Annotated in this window: 17 protein-coding genes; 10 read left to right on the top strand and 7 right to left on the bottom strand. The window is 68.1% G+C overall.

Annotated elements, in window-relative coordinates:
• Positions 1-3 precede the first annotated feature (3 nt).
• The 3 genes from AU193_RS10150 to AU193_RS10140 are packed head-to-tail and all read left to right on the top strand — an operon-like array spanning position 4 to position 938.
• The gene (locus AU193_RS10150) at positions 4-450 is read left to right on the top strand and encodes a hypothetical protein (protein ID WP_064422210.1); all 447 of its coding nucleotides are present in this window, start codon (positions 4-6) and stop codon (positions 448-450) included.
• Positions 451-480: 30 nt separating this feature from the next.
• Positions 481-696 carry a DUF3072 domain-containing protein gene (locus tag AU193_RS10145; protein WP_064422209.1) on the top strand — a complete coding sequence of 72 codons (216 nt, stop codon included), beginning with the start codon at positions 481-483 and terminating at the stop codon, positions 694-696.
• The gene (locus tag AU193_RS10140; protein WP_064422208.1) at positions 693-938 is read left to right on the top strand and encodes a hypothetical protein; all 246 of its coding nucleotides are present in this window, start codon (positions 693-695) and stop codon (positions 936-938) included. Before AU193_RS10145 ends, AU193_RS10140 begins: the two co-directional genes overlap by 4 nt.
• A gap of 1 nt (position 939) precedes the next feature.
• On the opposite strand, the gene AU193_RS10135 is transcribed toward AU193_RS10140, so the two are convergent.
• Entirely contained in the window at positions 940-2,436 is a 1,497-nt protein-coding gene (locus AU193_RS10135; RefSeq protein WP_064422207.1) for a carboxyl transferase domain-containing protein, read from the bottom strand.
• 26 nt (positions 2,437-2,462) lie between these two features.
• On the opposite strand from AU193_RS10135, the gene AU193_RS10130 reads away from it, so the two are divergent.
• The 6 genes from AU193_RS10130 to AU193_RS10105 all read left to right on the top strand — a co-directional run bounded on the left by AU193_RS10130 (position 2,463) and on the right by AU193_RS10105 (position 9,179).
• A complete protein-coding gene (locus tag AU193_RS10130) occupies positions 2,463-3,197 on the top strand; it encodes an enoyl-CoA hydratase (protein ID WP_064422206.1) in 735 nt (244 codons plus the stop codon).
• A complete protein-coding gene (locus tag AU193_RS10125; protein WP_064422205.1) occupies positions 3,197-4,315 on the top strand; it encodes an MBL fold metallo-hydrolase in 1,119 nt (372 codons plus the stop codon). Before AU193_RS10130 ends, AU193_RS10125 begins: the two co-directional genes overlap by 1 nt.
• Before the next feature lie 88 nt (positions 4,316-4,403).
• Positions 4,404-6,005, top strand: a complete 1,602-nt coding sequence (locus AU193_RS10120; protein ID WP_064422204.1) for a serine hydrolase — start codon at positions 4,404-4,406, stop codon at positions 6,003-6,005.
• 14 nt (positions 6,006-6,019) lie between these two features.
• Positions 6,020-8,425 (top strand): cation-translocating P-type ATPase, encoded by a 2,406-nt coding sequence (locus AU193_RS10115; RefSeq protein ID WP_371259177.1) that lies wholly within the window; start codon positions 6,020-6,022, stop codon positions 8,423-8,425.
• Positions 8,426-8,435: 10 nt separating this feature from the next.
• Complete coding sequence (locus AU193_RS10110; RefSeq protein WP_064422202.1) at positions 8,436-8,726, top strand: antitoxin; 291 nt, start codon at positions 8,436-8,438, stop codon at positions 8,724-8,726.
• Between the two features lie 3 nt (positions 8,727-8,729).
• Positions 8,730-9,179: an SRPBCC family protein gene (locus AU193_RS10105; protein ID WP_064422201.1), complete on the top strand. Its 450-nt coding sequence runs from the start codon at positions 8,730-8,732 to the stop codon at positions 9,177-9,179.
• Positions 9,180-9,197: 18 nt separating this feature from the next.
• Here AU193_RS10105 and AU193_RS10100 read toward each other — a convergent pair whose 3' ends face one another.
• From AU193_RS10100 to AU193_RS10075, 6 genes are all read right to left on the bottom strand, one after another.
• Positions 9,198-9,485: a hypothetical protein gene (locus AU193_RS10100; RefSeq protein ID WP_156425162.1), complete on the bottom strand. Its 288-nt coding sequence runs from the start codon at positions 9,483-9,485 to the stop codon at positions 9,198-9,200.
• An 85-nt stretch (positions 9,486-9,570) separates the two neighbouring features.
• Positions 9,571-11,043, bottom strand: coding sequence for a long-chain fatty acid--CoA ligase (locus AU193_RS10095; RefSeq protein ID WP_064422265.1), 1,473 nt, complete (start codon positions 11,041-11,043; stop codon positions 9,571-9,573).
• Positions 11,040-11,843, bottom strand: a complete 804-nt coding sequence (locus tag AU193_RS10090; RefSeq protein ID WP_253867722.1) for an SDR family NAD(P)-dependent oxidoreductase — start codon at positions 11,841-11,843, stop codon at positions 11,040-11,042. The genes AU193_RS10095 and AU193_RS10090 overlap by 4 nt, the downstream gene beginning before the upstream one ends.
• The gene (locus AU193_RS10085) at positions 11,840-13,384 is read right to left on the bottom strand and encodes an AMP-binding protein (RefSeq protein ID WP_064422199.1); all 1,545 of its coding nucleotides are present in this window, start codon (positions 13,382-13,384) and stop codon (positions 11,840-11,842) included. The genes AU193_RS10090 and AU193_RS10085 overlap by 4 nt, the downstream gene beginning before the upstream one ends.
• Positions 13,385-13,392: 8 nt before the next feature.
• Positions 13,393-14,130: a GntR family transcriptional regulator gene (locus AU193_RS10080; RefSeq protein WP_064422198.1), complete on the bottom strand. Its 738-nt coding sequence runs from the start codon at positions 14,128-14,130 to the stop codon at positions 13,393-13,395.
• Positions 14,127-15,746: an SMP-30/gluconolactonase/LRE family protein gene (locus AU193_RS10075; RefSeq protein WP_064422197.1), complete on the bottom strand. Its 1,620-nt coding sequence runs from the start codon at positions 15,744-15,746 to the stop codon at positions 14,127-14,129. The genes AU193_RS10080 and AU193_RS10075 overlap by 4 nt, the downstream gene beginning before the upstream one ends.
• A 138-nt stretch (positions 15,747-15,884) precedes the next feature.
• On the opposite strand from AU193_RS10075, the gene AU193_RS10070 reads away from it, so the two are divergent.
• Positions 15,885-16,730: an SDR family NAD(P)-dependent oxidoreductase gene (locus tag AU193_RS10070; RefSeq protein ID WP_064422196.1), complete on the top strand. Its 846-nt coding sequence runs from the start codon at positions 15,885-15,887 to the stop codon at positions 16,728-16,730.
• Positions 16,731-16,740: the final 10 nt, after the last annotated feature.

Genomic DNA, 16,740 nt, shown 5'->3' with positions numbered 1-16,740 from the left:
GTGATGTGGACCCCGACACTCATCCTGATCGCCACCACCGCGCTGCTGGCGTGTGTCGTGTTCGGAGGCGGACTCTACGAGACCGTCGTCGTCGACCCCGCCTGGCCCAAACGACCCGGCATCATCCAGGCGCACCACGGCGGACTCTCGCGACGCCGGTTCTGGATCCCGGCGCACACCGCTTTCGAGGTGCTGCTCATCGTCTCGCTCATCGTCGGGTGGTCTCACGCCGATGTGCGCACCGCGCTGCTGGTGGCGCTGGTCAGCCACGCGGTGATGCGGGTGTGGTCGCTGGTCGACTTCATACCGAAGGCGGTGACGTTCGAAAAGTGCGATCCGGCGGAGGTCGACGAGGCCGCGGCCGTGCGCTGGACCCGGCGCAGCCGGGTGCGACTGCCGCTGGACCTCGTCACCTGCATCGCGATGCTCAGCGCGATGACGGTCGCATAGACCAGTCGATCAGCGGGCATAGCTAGGGCCATGAGTGAGGACGCCGGCCGCGCGCCGCAGGAGAATCCGCAGAAGGACCGCTCGGACTGGGTCACCGGTGACGAGCCGATGACCGGTCCGCAGCGCAGCTACTTGACGACGCTGGCGCGGGAGGCGGGCGAGGAGGTTCCCGAGAACCTGACCAAGGCCCAGGCCTCCGAGATGATCGACCGGCTACAACAACAGACGGGACGGAGCTCATCATGATCTCGGCCGAGGATGTACGCACACTGTTGCAGTCCGAGGAGAGGAACGCCGTGCTGGTGGTCATCGAAGGCCGGGTGGAGGTGATCGGCGCGGGCCGGCTCGCATCGGCCGACTACCGCGGCGCCCTCGAGGTGGTGGCCCGCGACGACCTGGTGCAGCGCATCGGCGACTCGCCGTCCGACCGCGAAATCGAAGAGCAGGCAGCACAACTCGACACCGCGGTCTCCGAGCTCGGGGGCTGACTCACAACCCGATCCGTCGGTAGCGCTGCAGCCGCGTCTCGAGCCGCTCGGCTCCGGAAACCGAACGCAGCGAATGCAGTTCGTTGGCCACGACCGTCGACAACCGCCGCGTGAACTGCATCGGTTCGTCGGCGGCATCGGGATTTTCGGGCACGACCACGTCGACGATGCCGTCGCGCAGCAGGTCCGCTGACCGAATGCCCTGCGCGGCAGCCAGTTCCGCGGCGTGGTCCAGATCGCGGAACACGATCGCGCTGGCACCCTCCGGCGGAAGCGGCGCCAGCCAGCCGTGCAGCGCCGCCAACACCCGGTCGGCGGGCACCATCGCCAGCGCCGGCCCGCCGCTGCCCTGACCCAACAGCACCGACACCGTCGGCGTGTCCAGGGTGACCAGTTCCGCCAGGCAGCGCGCGATCTCACCGGCCAAACCACCCTGCTCGGCCTCGACGGTCAACGCCGGTCCGGCCGTGTCGATCACAAGCACCAGCGGCAGTTGCAGCCCCTCGGCCAACGCCATCCCGCGTCGCGCCTCGCGCAGCGCCGCCGGTCCCACCATCACTTCTCTTCCTCCTCGCGTCCGGGTTCCGCCGACCACGCGTTGTTGTCCGAGCACCACCGCGGGCTGCGCGCCGAACCGGGCCAGCGCCAACAGCGTCGTCGCCGCCTCGCCCTGCCCCGTCCCCGACAGCAGCACCCGCTCGGTCGTCCCGTGCCGCAGCAGGTATCCCACGCCCGGGCGGTCCGGCCGCCGCGAGGCCTCCACCGACTCCCACGCCGGCACGTCGGGCAGCGGCCCGAGTTCGGGCCCAGACGGCGGCGAGCCCGGCGGATCGGCGACCACGGTCAGCGTCCGGTTCAGCGTTTCGCGCAGCGATTCGAGCGGCACGACACCGTCGATGACGCCGTGGCGGTGCAGGTTCTCGGCGGTCTGGATGCCCTCGGGAAACGGCTCTCCGTAGAGGTGTTCGTACACCCGCGGCCCGAGGAAGCCGATCAGCGCACCGGGTTCGGCGCCCGTCACGTGTCCCAGCGACCCCCACGACGCGAACACCCCGCCGGTCGTGGGATGCCGCAGGTACACCAGATACGGCAGATGCGCGCGTTTGTGCAGTTCGACGGCCGCGGCGATCTTGACCATCTGCAGGAACGCGACGGTGCCCTCCTGCATCCGGGTGCCACCCGAGCTGGGCGACGCCAGCAGCGGCAGCCGTTCGGCCGTCGCCCGTTGCACCGCCGCGGTGATCCGCTCGGCCGCCGCCACCCCGATCGAGCCGGCCAGGAAGTCGAACTCGCACAGCACCAGCGCGACGCGGCGGCCGAAGACCGTCCCCTCGCCGGTCACCACCGACTCGTCCAACCCTGTCTTGGCGGCCGCTGCGTCCAACGCGCGCCGGTAGTCACCGTCGGCCCCGACGTCTGTGGGCGCACCGTCCCAGCCTCGGAACGAACCGGCGTCCAGCACGGCATCGCGCACCTCGAGGGCGCCGATCCGGCTCATGACGCGAGCCTATATAGGGTGGCGACATGATTGGTGTGACCCGCGACGGCCACGTGCTGACCCTGGAGATGCAGCGCGCCGAGCGCCGCAATGCGCTCAACGCCGAACTCGTCGACGGGCTTCGCGAAGCGATCGAGAAGGCCACCGCCGACGACGTGCGCGTGATCGTGCTGACCGGGCAGGGCCATGTGTTCAGCTCCGGCGCCGACCTCTCCGGCGGCCAAGGCGTCGCCGACGAACTGCCCGACAAGGCCCGGGCGCTGAACCTGGCGATCGACGCGGCGCCCGTACCGGTCATCGGCGCCATCAACGGACCCGCGATCGGCGCCGGGGTCATCCTGTCGATGATCTGTGACCTGCGCGTCGTCGCGCCCGAGGCGTACTTCCAGTTCCCCGTCGCGAAATACGGCATCGCGCTGGACAATTGGAGCATCCGTCGGTTGACGTCGCTCGTCGGGGCCGGTAGGGCCCGCGGCATGTTGCTGGCGGCCGAGCGGCTCACCGCCGACGTCGCACTGCAGACCGGGATGGCCAACCGCATCGGCACGCTGGAAGACGCCCAGGCCTGGGCGCAGGAGATCGCGGGCTTCGCGCCGCTGGCCCTGCAGCACGCCAAGCGGGTGCTCAACGACGACGGCGCCTATGAGGACCCGTGGCCGGCACACCAGGATCTGTTCGACCGGGCGTGGGCGAGCCAGGACATCATCGAGGCGCAGGTCGCACGTATCGAGAAGCGACCCCCGAGGTTCAAGGGGGCCTGATGATCCGATCGGCGCTGCGCATCGGCTTCGGCACGGCCTCCCTGCTGGCCGGCGGTTGGCTGCTGCGCGCACTGAAGGGCGCACCCGCGGCGCTGGGCGCGTCGCCCACGGAGATCGAGCGGGTCGCGCGGCGCTCCCCGAACTACCGCGACGGGGTGTTCGTCAACCTCGAACCCGCGTCGATGCTGAGCATCGACGCCGAACAGCAGCGACTGCTGGTGCGCGAGTTGATCGGCTCGCGCGGCATCACCAGGCCGGACGGCCCGATTCCCGTCGTCACACCGTCACCCACCGAACCCGATTCGACGCAGGTGTCGGCGTGCTGGTTCGGTCACTCCTCGGCGCTGGTCGAACTCGACGGCTACCGCGTGCTGGCCGACCCGGTGTGGAGCCGCCGGTGCTCACCGTCTCAGACGGTCGGCCCGGAGCGCATGCATGAGGTACCCGCTCCGCTCGAGGCGCTGGCCGCCGTCGACGCGATCGTCGTCAGCCACGACCATTACGACCACCTCGACATGGAAACGGTCACCGGGCTCGCCCGCACCCAGCGGGCACCGTTCGTCGTCCCGCTCGGTATCGGCGCGCACCTGCGTAAGTGGGGGATCCCGGAGAGCCGGATCGTCGAGCTCGACTGGAACGAGAGCCATACGATCGGTGAGCTCACCCTGGTCTGCACGCCGGCGCGGCACTTCTCCGGCCGGCTGTTGTCCCGCAACACCACGCTGTGGGCGTCATGGGTGATCATGGGCCCGCGGCACCGGGCCTTCTTCGGCGGCGACACCGGATACACCACGAGCTTCGCTGAGATCGGCGTAAACCACGGACCGTTCGACCTGACGCTGCTGCCCGTCGGTGCGTATCACCCGGCGTGGCCGGACATCCACATGAACCCCGAAGAGGCGGTGAAGGCGCATCGCGACGTCGCCGAAGCCGACAAGGGACTTCTGGTGCCGATCCACTGGGCCACCTTCCGGCTCGCTCCCCACCCCTGGGCCGAACCGGTCGAGCGGCTACTGCGGGCCGCCGACGCGGAGAAGGTGCAGATAGCGGTGCCCAAGCCGGGCCAACGGGTCCGGTTGGACGCGACACCGCCGCTCGATCCGTGGTGGCGGTTCTAGGTACGCCCTGCCCAGCGCACCCTCATTTGCAGGCGCACTCGCGGTTCGCGTACCGCAACCGTGCGCTCGCCGGGTTACCGTTCAGCTCATGAAAGCACTGGCCAGGGTGGCCGTCGTCGGGTTGCTGCTCGTTGCGGGCTGCGGTGCCGACCGCCCCGAACCCGCCCCGCCGTCCCCGCCGTCCTCGCCGACCGCGCAGTCCGACGTCCCGCCGCCGCTGGTGCCCGCGATGCCCCTGCCGGAGAACGCGGTCGACAACGCGGTGGCCGAACTCGACGGCATGGCCGAGGACCTGATGCGGAAGTCGGGAATCCCCGGTATGGCGGTCGCCGTGGTCCACGGCGGAAAGACCGTGTACGCCAAGGGCTTCGGAGTCAAGGACGCCACCAAGCCGGACGTGGAGGAGAACCGGGTCGAGCCCGACACGGTGTTCCAACTGGCCTCGGTGTCGAAATCTCTGGCGGCGACCGTGGTCGCCCACCAGGTCGGTGTGGGCACCGTCGGCTGGGACACCCCGATCGTGTCCAAGCTGCCGTGGTTCGCGCTGTCCGACCCGGTGGTCACTTCGATGGTCACCGTCGGCGACATGATGTCGCACCGTTCCGGACTGCCCGACCACGCCGGCGACATGCTCGAGGACCTCGGGTACGACCGCAGGCAGGTGCTGGAGCGGTTGCGCCAGCTTCCCTTGGACCCGTTCCGGATCTCGTACGCCTACACGAACTTCGGATACACGGCGGGTGCCGAGGCGGTCGCGGTGGGTGCGGGCAAGCCGTGGGAGGTGCTGGCCGACGAGGTGCTGTTCCGTCCATTGGGCATGGGGCAGACCAGCTATCGCTTCACCGACTATCGGGCCAGGGCCAACCGCGCGGTCGGTCACATCCACATGGACGGGCGCTACGAACCGGCCTTCGTCCGCGATGCCGACCCGGAAGCACCGGCGGGCGGGGCGAGCTCGTCGGTCGACGACATGACCCGTTGGCTGGCCATGGTGCTGGCCGACGGCGGCCATGAGGGGAGACAGATCGTTGCCTCGAAGGCTCTGCTGCCCGCTCTCACACCGCAGATCGTGTCGAGCCCGGCGGCCGAACCCGCGGCGAGGTCGGGCTTCTACGGCTTCGGCTTCAACGTCGGCTCGACCTCGGCGGCGCGCATGGAGCTGAGCCATTCGGGCGCCTTCGAACTCGGCACCGGAACGAACTTCCTGATCCTGCCGTCGGCCGACGTCGCGATCGTCGCGCTGACCAACGCCACGCCTTCGGGTGTGCCGGAGTCGCTGACCGCGCAGTTCGCCGACCTGGTGCAGTTCGGCGAGGTACGCGAGGACTGGTACGGCCTCTACAGCGAGGCGTTCGCCGACATGGAGAAACCGGTCGGGTCGCTGGTCGGCAAGCAACCGCCGGCCAATCCCGTACCGGCTGCGCCGCTGACGTCGTACGTCGGCACCTACCGCAACGACTACTGGGGGCCCGCCCGGATCACCGAAAAGGACGGCGAGCTGCGGTTGGCGCTGGGCTCGAAGCTCGATGTGCCGCTCGAGCACTGGGACGGCAACACCTTCACGTTCTCCTTCGTCACCGAGAACGCGCCGCCGGGAACGGTTTCCACCGCGGTGTTCGACGGCGTCGACCGCGACAAGCTCACACTGGAGTACTACGACACGTTCAAGAAGGGGACGTTCGTCAAGTGACCGCCGCACCCGAGATACAGGCCGCCGGGCTGACCGAAGCCGAGGTCGCACAACGCGTCGCCGAAGGCAAGACGAACGACGTCCCGACGCGAGCGGCGCGCAGCGTGTCCGACATCGTGCGGGCCAACGTGTTCACCCGCATCAACGCGATCCTCGGGGTGCTGCTGATCATCGTGCTGTCCACCGGCTCGATCATCAACGGTGCCTTCGGGTTGCTGATCATCGCCAACAGTGGCATCGGCATCATCCAGGAGCTGCGCGCCAAGCGGACGCTGGACAAGCTCGCGATCGTCGGTCAGACGAAACCGTTGGTGCGCAGGCAGACCAGCGCCGGACCCTCTGCTCAGCAGCTCAGCCCCAGCGACATCGTCCTCGACGACATCATCGAACTCGGACCCGGCGACCAGATCGTGGTCGACGGCGAGGTGGTCGAGGATGCCAACCTCGAGGTCGACGAGTCCCTGCTGACCGGGGAAGCCGACGCGATTGCCAAAGACGTTGGCGATCAGGTGATGTCGGGCAGCTTCGTCGTCGCGGGCACGGGTGCCTACCGCGCCACCAAGGTCGGCCGCGAAGCGTATGCGGCCAAGCTCGCCGAAGAGGCCAGCAAGTTCACCTTGGTGAATTCCGAACTGCGCAGCGGCATCAACAAGATCCTGCAGTTCATCACGTACCTGTTGATTCCCGCGGGGCTGCTGACCATCTACACCCAGCTGTTCACCACGGAGTCCGGTTGGCGGCGGTCAGTGCTGGCGATGGTCGGCGCGTTGGTGCCGATGGTGCCCGAGGGCCTGGTCCTGATGACGTCGATCGCGTTCGCCGTGGGCGTGATTCGGTTGGGCCGCAGACAGTGTCTGGTCAACGAACTGCCCGCGATCGAAGGCCTGGCCCGCGTCGACGTCGTCTGCGCCGACAAGACGGGCACCCTGACTGAAAACGGTATGCGGGTCTCGGATCTCGAGCGGCTCGACGAGGCCGGGCCCACGCGCGAGCTGGGGAACGTCGGAAACATTCTGGCGCAGCTCGCGGCCGACGACGCCCGCCCGAACGCGAGCATGCAGGCCATCGCCGAGGCGTACAAGATGCCTCCCGGCTGGACGGCGACGGCCATCGCGCCGTTCAAGTCCGCCACCAAGTGGAGTGGCGCGTCCTACGGCGAGCACGGCAACTGGGTGATCGGCGCCCCCGACGTGCTGTGCGCACCGGGCTCGCCGGTCGCCGAACACGCCGAGCAGATCGGCTCTTCCGGGCTGCGGGTGCTGCTGCTCGGGGCGAGCGACCTGCCGGTCGACCACCCCGACGCTCCCGGCTGCGTCACTCCCGCCGCGCTGGTCGTCCTCGAACAGCGTGTCCGGCCCGACGCCCGCGACACCCTCGATTACTTTGCCTCTCAAACGGTTTCGATCAAGGTCATCTCGGGCGACAACGCGGTGTCCGTGGGTGCGGTCGCGGGCTCGCTGGGCCTGCACGGCGAGTGCATGGACGCCCGGCAGCTGTCGCAGGTCACCGACGAGCTGGCCGATGCGCTCGAGTCGCACACCACCTTCGGACGGGTCCGCCCCGACCAGAAACGCGCGATGGTGCACGCCCTGCAGTCCCGCGGGCACACGGTCGCGATGACCGGTGACGGGGTCAACGACGTGCTCGCGCTCAAGGACGCCGACATCGGTGTCGCGATGGGCTCGGGCAGCTCGGCATCGCGCGCCGTGGCTCAAATCGTGTTGTTGGACAACAAGTTCGCGACGCTGCCGTATGTCGTCGGTGAGGGACGCCGGGTGATCGGCAACATCGAACGCGTCTCGAATTTGTTCTTGACCAAGACGGTGTACTCGGTGCTGCTGGCGACGTTCGTCGGCCTGGCCGGTCTGGCGTCGAAGTTCTTCGGCACCGACCCGCTGCTGTTCCCGTTCCAGCCGATCCACGTGACGATCGCGGCGTGGTTCACGATCGGTATCCCGGCGTTCATCCTGTCGCTGGCGCCGAACAAGGAACGCGCACATCCGGGGTTCGTGCGGCGCGTGATGACGGCGGCCCTGCCCTCGGGTCTGGTCATCGGTGTCGCGACGTTCATCTCGTATCTGGCGGCGTACCAGGGTCGCGAGGCCACCCCCGTCGAGCAGACCCAGGCGTCGACCGCGGCGCTGATCACCTTGCTGGTCGGGGCGATCTGGGTGCTGGCGGTCGTGGCGCGGCCGTACGAGTGGTGGCGGGTGGCGTTGGTCGCCGTGTCGGGCCTGGCCTACGTCCTGATCTTCTCCATACCGCTGGCGCAGGAGTTGTTCATGCTCGACATCTCGAACGTCAAGACGACGTCGATCGCGCTGGGCATCGGCGTTCTCGCCGCGGCCGCCATCGAGGTGATCTGGTGGATCCAGGGGGCGGTGTTGGGCGAGCGACGTCGGTTGTGGCGGGCCGAGTAGCCTCTCGTGCATGGCATTTCTCGACAAGGTGAAGAATCTGCTGGCCCGCAACGCCGACAAGGTGGACACCGCGATCGACAAGGCCGGTGACATCGTCGACCGCAAGACGCAGGGCAAATACGCCCAGCACGTCGACAAGGTCCAGGACGCCGCGCGCAACTATGTGAACAAGGACAACCCGTCCGCGCAGGGTGGACCGCCACCCCAGCCTCCAACGCCGCAGCAGCCGCCCCAGGTTCCGCCGCAGCAGCAGCCGCCGCAGGGTCCGCCGCCGCAGCAGCAGCCGCCGCAGCAGCCCTGAGCCATGGCCAAACTCTCCGTGTCCGTCGACGTCCCCCTGCCGCCGGAGCAGGCGTGGTCGTGCGCATCCGACCTGGCCCGCTACAAGGAATGGCTGAGCATCCACCGGGTGTGGCGCAGCAAATTGCCCGAAACGCTGGAGAAGGGCACGACGCTGGAGTCCATCGTTGAAGTCAAGGGCATGCCGAACCGGATCAAGTGGACCATCGTGCACTACCGTCCGCCGGAGGCGATGACGCTCAACGGGGACGGCAAAGGGGGCGTCAAGGTCAAACTGATCGGCAAGGTGCGACCGGCTGAGAAGGAACCCGCCGGATCGACCGTGACGTTCGATGTGCATCTCGGCGGTCCCGCGCTGTTCGGTCCCATCGGCATGGTGGTCGCCGCAGCGCTCAAGAGCGACATCCAGGAGTCGCTGAACCGGTTCAAGTCCGTGTTCGCGCCGGCCCAGTAGGCGGGTCGGTCCGTCGCGTCAGAGCGAGCCGGCGGCGAGGGCGTAGTCGCCGAACGGCCGGGCCGATGCCTCTCGGCCGAGGCGGCGCTTCTCGAGGCTGCTGTCGAGGAGGACGATGGCCCTCGCGCCGACGAGGTGAAGCACCGCGAGAACTCCTCCCGTCAGGGCGATGGTCGAATGCCCGATGAGGAACGCGGCGAGGCAGGCGGTCGAGGCGAACAACGCCATCGCATGCAGAAGCAGCGCCAGCGTGGCCAACCCTTCGGAGGCGGGCGACCCGTCGGCGGTCGGCATGTGGTCGGTCATCGTCATCCTTCGGTAGAGCAGCCCGCTTGATACCCCTGCCGAATGAGCTCCAAACCAGGATCGTCTGTGATGACGGACACAGGTGCTACCGCGGCACCGATCGCACCCGGTCGCGCAGCTCCCGCTTGAGCACCTTGCCGTAGCTGTTCTTGGGCAGTTCGTCGATGAACTCATAGCGTTTCGGGCGCTTGAACCGGGCGATGCGGTCTAGCAGGTGTGCATCCAACTCGTCTGCCGACGCCGACCCGACGATGAACGCGACCACCACCTCGCCCCACTCCTCGTCCGGTGCGCCGACGACGCCGGCCTCCACGACACCGGGATGTTCGAGGAGCACCTCCTCGACCTCGCGGGGATAGATGTTGCTGCCGCCGCTGATCACCACGTCCTTGGACCGGTCCCGCAGCGTGAGCAAGCCGCGCTCGTCGAACGAGCCCATGTCGCCGGTGTGTAACCAGCCATCTTGCAGCGTGGCGGCGGTCGCCTCGGGGTTCTGCCAGTAGCCCGACATGACGACGTCACCGCGGCAGACGATCTCGCCGATCTCGCCGACATCGGCGGGTGTTCCGTCGGCCCTGCGCACGGCCACGTCCACCCCGGACCGTGCGTAGCCGACCGACCCGAGAACGGCGTCGTCGGTGCCGACGTGGTCGGCTCGCCGCAACCCGGTGATCGTCATCGGCGCCTCGCCCTGGCCGTACAGCTGCACGAAGACCGGGCCGAACGCGGTCATCGCCTTCTTCAGGCTCTCGACGTACATCGGGCCGCCGCCGTAGACGATGGTCCGCAGATTCGGCGGACAGGCGCGACCGGTCTGCACTAGGCGCTGCACCATGGTGGGCGCGAGGAACGCGCTGCAACCGCGATGGTGCTCGCATAGGTCGAGGAACTCGTCCGGCTCGAACGCCCCCGACTCGGGGATCACCTGGCGCGCCGCGCGCAACACGTACGGCGGGATGTAGAGGCCCGAGCCGTGCGACATCGGCGCACCGTGCACCAGAGTGCAGTCCTCGTCGGGCGAGTCGAAGTCGGCGAGATGTGACACCGTCATCGCCATCAGGTTGCGGTGTGACAGCATGGCGCCCTTGGACTTCCCGGTCGTTCCGCTGGTGTAGAACAGCCAGGCCAGGGTCTCTGGATCGGTGTTCGGCGGGTCGGAAGACTCTGTGGTGAACCAGGTTCCGTAACCGTCGGTGCCGATGATCGCGATGGGAACCGCGGTCTCCGGTGCAAGCGCTGAGGCGATCTTCGGCGAGGCGAACACCTGGGTGGCACCGGAGTCCTCGAGGATCTGCACCATCTCCCGGGGGTGCAGCTTGTAATTGATGGGCACGTACACACATTCGGCCGCCCACACCCCGAACATCAACTCGATGATCTCCGGGCGGTTCTCGCTCGCGACGGCGATCCGCGTGCCCGGCGCACCGAGCGAACCGGCCAACCGGAGCGACCGCTGCCGCAACTGCGCCCACGTCTGTAGTTGCCGCTCACCGTGATACACCGCACCACGGTCACCGAAGCGGCTCGCGGCCTGGTCGAGCAGAGCGAACAGGTTCACTGCCGGGCCACCCATTCGGAGTTCAGCGCGAAATCCGACAGGTACTTCGTCGAACTCCACCCACCGTCGACGACGATGGTCTGCCCGTTGATGAAGCTCGCTCCTTCCGAGCACAGGAACGCCACGGTGCTGGCGATGTCGTTCACCTCGCCCAAGCGTGGGTACGGGGTCATCTCGGTGTTGATCTTGCGGAACCGCTCGTCCTCGAGGCGCGTCGCCACCATCGGTGTCAGGGTGACGCCGGGAGCGACTGCGTTGCAACGGATTCCCTGCGGGCCGTACTGGCATGCGATGTGCTGGGTCAGCGAGGTCAACCCGCCCTTGGCCGCGGAGTACGCGCCACCTCGCAGGCCGCCGACGACGGCGAAGGTCGACGTTACGTTGACGATCCCCGAGCCGGCCTCCATGTGCACGATCACGTCGCGGGCCAGCCGGAACGGCGCCCGCAACATCAATCCCAGGAAATAATCCAGGGATTCGTCGTCGGTTTCGTGCAGCGGCTTGGGGCTTCCGACGCCGGCGTTGTTGACCAGGAAGTCGATGCGGCCCCAGCGGTCCAGGGCGGCCTCCACGATCCGCTGCGGCGCATCGTCGGTGGTGAGGTCGACGGCGACCGTTGCGACGCGGTCGGTGTCACCGATCGCCTTCTCCAACGCGGCGAGCCTGGTGTCGTCGCGGCCGGTGCCCAGCACGGCCATGCCCGCCTCGGCCAGCTTTGTCGCACAACCGAATCCGATGCCGCTACTCGCCCCGGTCACGATCGCTACCTTGCCCATTTCGCTCCTCGCGTCCGTGGTCATGCCAGCTCCGCTCGAATTCGATGCTTCAACACTTTTCCGGCGTCGTTCTTCGGTAACGCCTCCCACACCACCACCTGCTCGGGTGTCTTGAACCGGGCCACGCCGTGCTCCTCGAGCAGCGCGCGCATGCCCGCTACGTCGGGAGCCGGCTGATCGGTTGCGACGACGACCGCGCACGCCCGCTCACCCGTGCGCTCGTCCGGTACACCGACGATCGCGATCTCCGCGATGCCCGGATGCTCGATGAGGATGTCCTCGATTTCCTTGGGGGAGATGTTCTCCCCGTTGCGGATGATGATGTCCTTGGCGCGTCCGGTGACGACGAGGAAATCGTCGTCGACCCATCTGCCGAGATCACCGGTGCGGAAGTAGCCCTCGTCGTCGAAGGCGGCCGTCTCGTCCTCGGGATGCAGATAGCCCACGAGCATCTGGGGACCGCGCGCACGGATCTCTCCGTCGACCAGTTTGATGTCGGCGATACCGGGCCTGCCGTCGGTTTCGGCCGCATGCTCGGCATCGTCCAGCGCGCCGACCGTGGTCACCGGAACCTCCGTCGAGCCGTAGACGCGCGATACCGCCGCATTCTCGAAATAAGAAGTAGCCCTGCGAATCAACGACGGCGGAACCGACGCGCCACCGCAGATGAACACCCTCAGTTCGGGTAGCCGGGTCCCGGCCCGCTCCGCGGCGGCGAGCAACCCGTCGAGGAAAGGCGTGGCCCCGGCCATGTGGGTGACCCGCTCGTCGAGCATCGACGTCACCGCGGCGTCCGGATCCCAGCGTTGCATCAGCACGGCCGTACTGCCCAGCAGCAGGGGGCATTCGAACGCGTAGATCGACCCGCCGATGTGCGCGATCGGAGAGGGCACCAGGAACGTGTCTCCGGCCGCGACCTGCCAGTGCTCTCCGATCTGGCGGATCAGGGCGTGAATCGAATTATGGGTGTGCAGAACGCCCTTCGACCGGCCAGTAGTCCCCGACGTGTAGAGGATCATGCGCACCGTGTCCGCGTTCAACACCGGCAGCACTCCTGTGCCCTCGCCGCTGAACATCGAATCGTACGGTGTGTGATCGCCCGCGTCCCCCCGCACGACGACGACCTCGGGCGGGGCGGACATCGCGCCGGTGACCCTGTCCAGCATCGCGACGTAGTCGTGCTTGTTGACCACCGACGGCACAAAGATCGCCCGGACGTCGGCGTCACGCAGAATGAACGACAGTTCGCGATCGCGCATCGAGGGCAGGATCGGGTTGACCACCATGCCGGCCAACGTCGCGCCGTGGTAGACGACCGCGGCCTCGTGCCAGTTCGGCAGCAGAAACGACACCACGCTGCCGGGGGGCATCCGTGACGTCAAGGTGTGCGCCAACGCCGATGCGCGGTCGTGAAGGTCCCGACAGGTGAGCCGAAGATCGCCGTCCACCAACACGATCCGGTCGGGCGTCGAGGTGGCCGCATCCCGCAGTGCGTCGGCCAGCGTGTCGTGCACCCACAGCCCGCGCCGGTAGGCGTCGGCGCTGCGTCTCTCGTCGACGCGCACGGTGCGGCCTAACCCCTGATCCGGCGCATGGTCATCGAGTGCCGGTACCGCGACGACGGATGGGTGTTGACGGTCACCTGCGCGACTTCACCGTCGGAGGTCGTGTACGTGCGGCGCATCTCCAGAGCGGCGCTGCCGGCGTCGACCTTGAGCGCCTCGGCGAGCTCCGGCGTCACGGTGATGGCCGCCATCTCCTGATGCACCTCGACGATGCTGACCCCGAACAGATCCTCGATCAGCGGGAAGATCGGTCCCGAATGGCGTTGCAGCAGACGCCCGACCGCCGCGAACGCCCGGTTGATGTAGTACTCGGTGGTGCAGACCGGTGTGTCGCTGCCCTCGGCCTGCCGGCAGCCGCGAACCGCGAGCCACTGTGACCCGGCGGGCAGCCCGGTGCGGTCTGCCAATTCGTCGCCGACGGTGACCATCGCGTTGGACTCGATCGTCAGTTGTGCTCCGGCCGCGAACGCCAGCAGGTCGTCGATCGAAACGACGTCCTGCGCATAGGAATTGGATGCGGGTCGGGGGACGACGAGGGTGCCCGCCCGGGGCCGGGACGCGATCAGGTTGTCCTCGCGCAGCCGGCGCAGCGCCTCTCGGACGGTGTAGCGGCTGACCGCGAACCGTTCGCACAGTTGTTGTTCGGTGGGCAGTTGCGAGCCCACGGGATAGATCCCGTCGACGATCTCCTTGCGCAGGGTGCGCGCCACCTGCAGGTAGCGATGGTCGGTTGGGCTGACGGTCATGTGCGTCGCAGCGCCAGCACGCTGCCCTCGCCGTCGGCCGACACGTACAGCGTGCCGTCACGGCCGACGGTGATACCCGCGAACGGTCCCTGCGGCCCCGAGAACGGCGGCATTCCCTTGAGCGGCTTGGGCTCCACGCCGGGCGGCGGGCCCACCGGAAGATCCGACGCGATCGTGGTGCGCGCGTGGGTGGCCAGGTTCACGCCGACCACCTCCTTGGCGCCGGCGTCGACGACGTAGAGCACGTCGTCGGCGATCGCGACGCCCTGCGGTCGCTGCAAACCGTCGACCACCGTTTCCGTCGCACCTTCCTTCGTATCGCCGACCGCGATCACCCGTCCCGCCCCGGATTCCGCGACCAGCAAGCGGCCGTCATTGTCGAAGGCCACGCCGACCGGATCCCGCAGATCCGTCGCCAGCACCTCGGTGCCGCCGGAGGCGAGCGCGTGCACCCGTCCCGTGCCGAGCTCGGTGAACACGATCCGCTCACCCGGGCCGACCGCCACACCGTAGAGCTGGTCGAAACCGTCTGCGAGATAGTCGGTCACACCATCGGCGGGGCGGTATCGACCGATCTGACCACCCGACGTGGCGACCACGAACCCATTGCCCGAAACGGGCGCCAGCCCGCGCAGGAAGCCGGGGTACCCGGGGGAGAACAGCATCCCGACCGTCTGTAGCGATCCGTCGTCGCCGACGGTGTAGAAGTAGGTGCCGTCGGCGACGTAGAGCCGGCCGTCCTCACCGAAGGCCAGATCCAGCGGCCAGTTCAACCCGCCGCCGAGCAGCGTGCGGGTCTCGCCGACGCCGACGATCTCGGTGATCTCACCGGTGAAGTTCGAGACGAACAGCCGGTCCCCGACGAACGTTAGGTTGTCCAGCCCCGGGTTCAGTTGAGCCAGAAGGGTTTTCTCACCGCTTCGGGGATCGATGCGCAGCACCTGGCCGCTGGCCACCTGTGTGGAGACCAGATTGCCCTGCGGGTCGAACTTCACCGCATCGGGGACACCGAGGTCGGCGGCCACCCGCTGCGGCTCACCTCCCGACGGGTCGACGCGCCAGATCTCGTTGGCCGTCATCAGCGGGTAGTACAGCAGGCCGTCCGGACCCACCTCCATGGCGTTCGGCGACGGCAGGTTCTCCAACAGAACTCGCTCGGCCCCCGTGCCGCGATCCAGTTCCATCAGCCGCCCGCCGTCACGGCACTCGTTGACGAACAAGCGATCCTGATGCACGGTGATGCCGTTGGCGCACGGCAGGTCGTCGCGCAGGACCCGCGTGCGGCCCGTGGCGTCCCGCACGCTGACCCGTCCGTCCATCACCTCGGTCGCGAACAGGTTGCCGTCGCCGTCGAAGGCGACGTCGTCGGGGGCGACGATGTCACCGCCCTTGGCGCTGATCGTTTCGAGGTCCCCGGTACCCAGATCCAGAGCGCTGATCTGGCTGCCCGTCACCTGGGCGACATAGACGCGGCCGTCCGGACCCGTGCGCAAACCGTTCGCGCCGAACAGCCGGCTCGGGGCGGTGATCCGCTCGACGCGCCACCCGTCCGCGGCTGCCGGATTTCCGCCCGGATAGCGAGACTGCTGCGAGGATCCCGTCGCCGAGTGCGTCATGACCTGGCACGTTAGCAAGGCTGCTTAGTCCAGACAATAGGCCGTGAAAGAAGTTGCTCCGCCCTTGACGGGTCGATTCGCGCTGGGGAATAGTGTTCTGCAACATGGAGAGCCACATTCGTTGTCCGGACAATTAAGGTGACCGACCTCTTGAGACTCGATGGGCGGGTCGTCGTCGTCTCCGGTGCGGGCGGCGGCGGAATCGGCACCACCGTGACCCGGATGGCGGCCGAGGCCGGCGCCACGGTGGTGGCCGTCAGCCGGTCGAAGGAGAACCTCGACGAACACGTCGGGCCGCTGGCCGACCAGGGTCTGCCGGTCGTTGCCGTGTCGGCCGACGCCTCCACCGACGACGGCGTAGCCACCGTGATGGAGCAGGTTCGCCAAACCGATGGTGACCTCTACGGCTTGGTGAACATCGCCGGTGGCGCAGCGCCGTCGACGTGGATGCCTGCGACCCGGGTGACGCGCGAGGACTGGCGGGCGCTGTTCACCGCGAACCTCGAGACCGCGTTCTTTATGAGCCAGGCCGTCGCCGCCGAGATCCGTTCGGGCGGCGGCCCCGGGTCCATCGTCTCGGTGTCGTCGATCAGCGGGATGAACACCGCGCCGTTCCACATCGCCTACGGCACGGCCAAGGCCGCGGTGGTCGCGATGACGCGGACCATGGCCGCCGAGTTGGCGCTCGACAACATCCGCGTCAACGCGGTGGCGCCCGGGGTGACCGAGACCGCCGCGTCACGCACCTACGTCGACGTCGACCCCGACCGGGATCGGAGGGCGATCGCGATGGGCAGGCGGGGCCGGCCCGAAGAGCAGGCGGGGGCGATCCTGTTCCTGCTGTCGGACCTGTCGAGCTACATCACCGGGCAGACGCTGCTCGTCGACGGTGGACTCAACCTGAAGTGGACGCACCTCGGTGCCGACAACACGTCGCTGTTCCTCAAAGACGAAACCTTCCGCGCAGAGATCAGCCGGTTCTAAGGAGTTTCAG

This window comes from Mycobacterium sp. GA-1285, assembly GCF_001499905.1.
GTDB lineage: Bacteria > Actinomycetota > Actinomycetes > Mycobacteriales > Mycobacteriaceae > Mycobacterium.
Note: the sequence above shows the minus strand (reverse complement) of the source record. Positions and strands in the feature narration are given on the sequence as shown.

What these genes read in the sequence shown, in the direction of transcription:
- AU193_RS10150 (WP_064422210.1), top strand. Translation starts at nt 4, where the DNA reads ATGTGGACCCCGACACTCATCCTGATCGCCACCACCGCGCTGCTGGCG.
- AU193_RS10145 (WP_064422209.1), top strand. Translation starts at nt 481, where the DNA reads ATGAGTGAGGACGCCGGCCGCGCGCCGCAGGAGAATCCGCAGAAGGAC.
- AU193_RS10140 (WP_064422208.1), top strand. Translation starts at nt 693, where the DNA reads ATGATCTCGGCCGAGGATGTACGCACACTGTTGCAGTCCGAGGAGAGG.
- AU193_RS10135 (WP_064422207.1), bottom strand. Translation starts at nt 2,436, where the DNA reads ATGAGCCGGATCGGCGCCCTCGAGGTGCGCGATGCCGTGCTGGACGCC.
- AU193_RS10130 (WP_064422206.1), top strand. Translation starts at nt 2,463, where the DNA reads ATGATTGGTGTGACCCGCGACGGCCACGTGCTGACCCTGGAGATGCAG.
- AU193_RS10125 (WP_064422205.1), top strand. Translation starts at nt 3,197, where the DNA reads ATGATCCGATCGGCGCTGCGCATCGGCTTCGGCACGGCCTCCCTGCTG.
- AU193_RS10120 (WP_064422204.1), top strand. Translation starts at nt 4,404, where the DNA reads ATGAAAGCACTGGCCAGGGTGGCCGTCGTCGGGTTGCTGCTCGTTGCG.
- AU193_RS10110 (WP_064422202.1), top strand. Translation starts at nt 8,436, where the DNA reads ATGGCATTTCTCGACAAGGTGAAGAATCTGCTGGCCCGCAACGCCGAC.
- AU193_RS10105 (WP_064422201.1), top strand. Translation starts at nt 8,730, where the DNA reads ATGGCCAAACTCTCCGTGTCCGTCGACGTCCCCCTGCCGCCGGAGCAG.
- AU193_RS10100 (WP_156425162.1), bottom strand. Translation starts at nt 9,485, where the DNA reads ATGACCGACCACATGCCGACCGCCGACGGGTCGCCCGCCTCCGAAGGG.
- AU193_RS10090 (WP_253867722.1), bottom strand. Translation starts at nt 11,843, where the DNA reads ATGACCACGGACGCGAGGAGCGAAATGGGCAAGGTAGCGATCGTGACC.
- AU193_RS10080 (WP_064422198.1), bottom strand. Translation starts at nt 14,130, where the DNA reads ATGACCGTCAGCCCAACCGACCATCGCTACCTGCAGGTGGCGCGCACC.
- AU193_RS10075 (WP_064422197.1), bottom strand. Translation starts at nt 15,746, where the DNA reads ATGACGCACTCGGCGACGGGATCCTCGCAGCAGTCTCGCTATCCGGGC.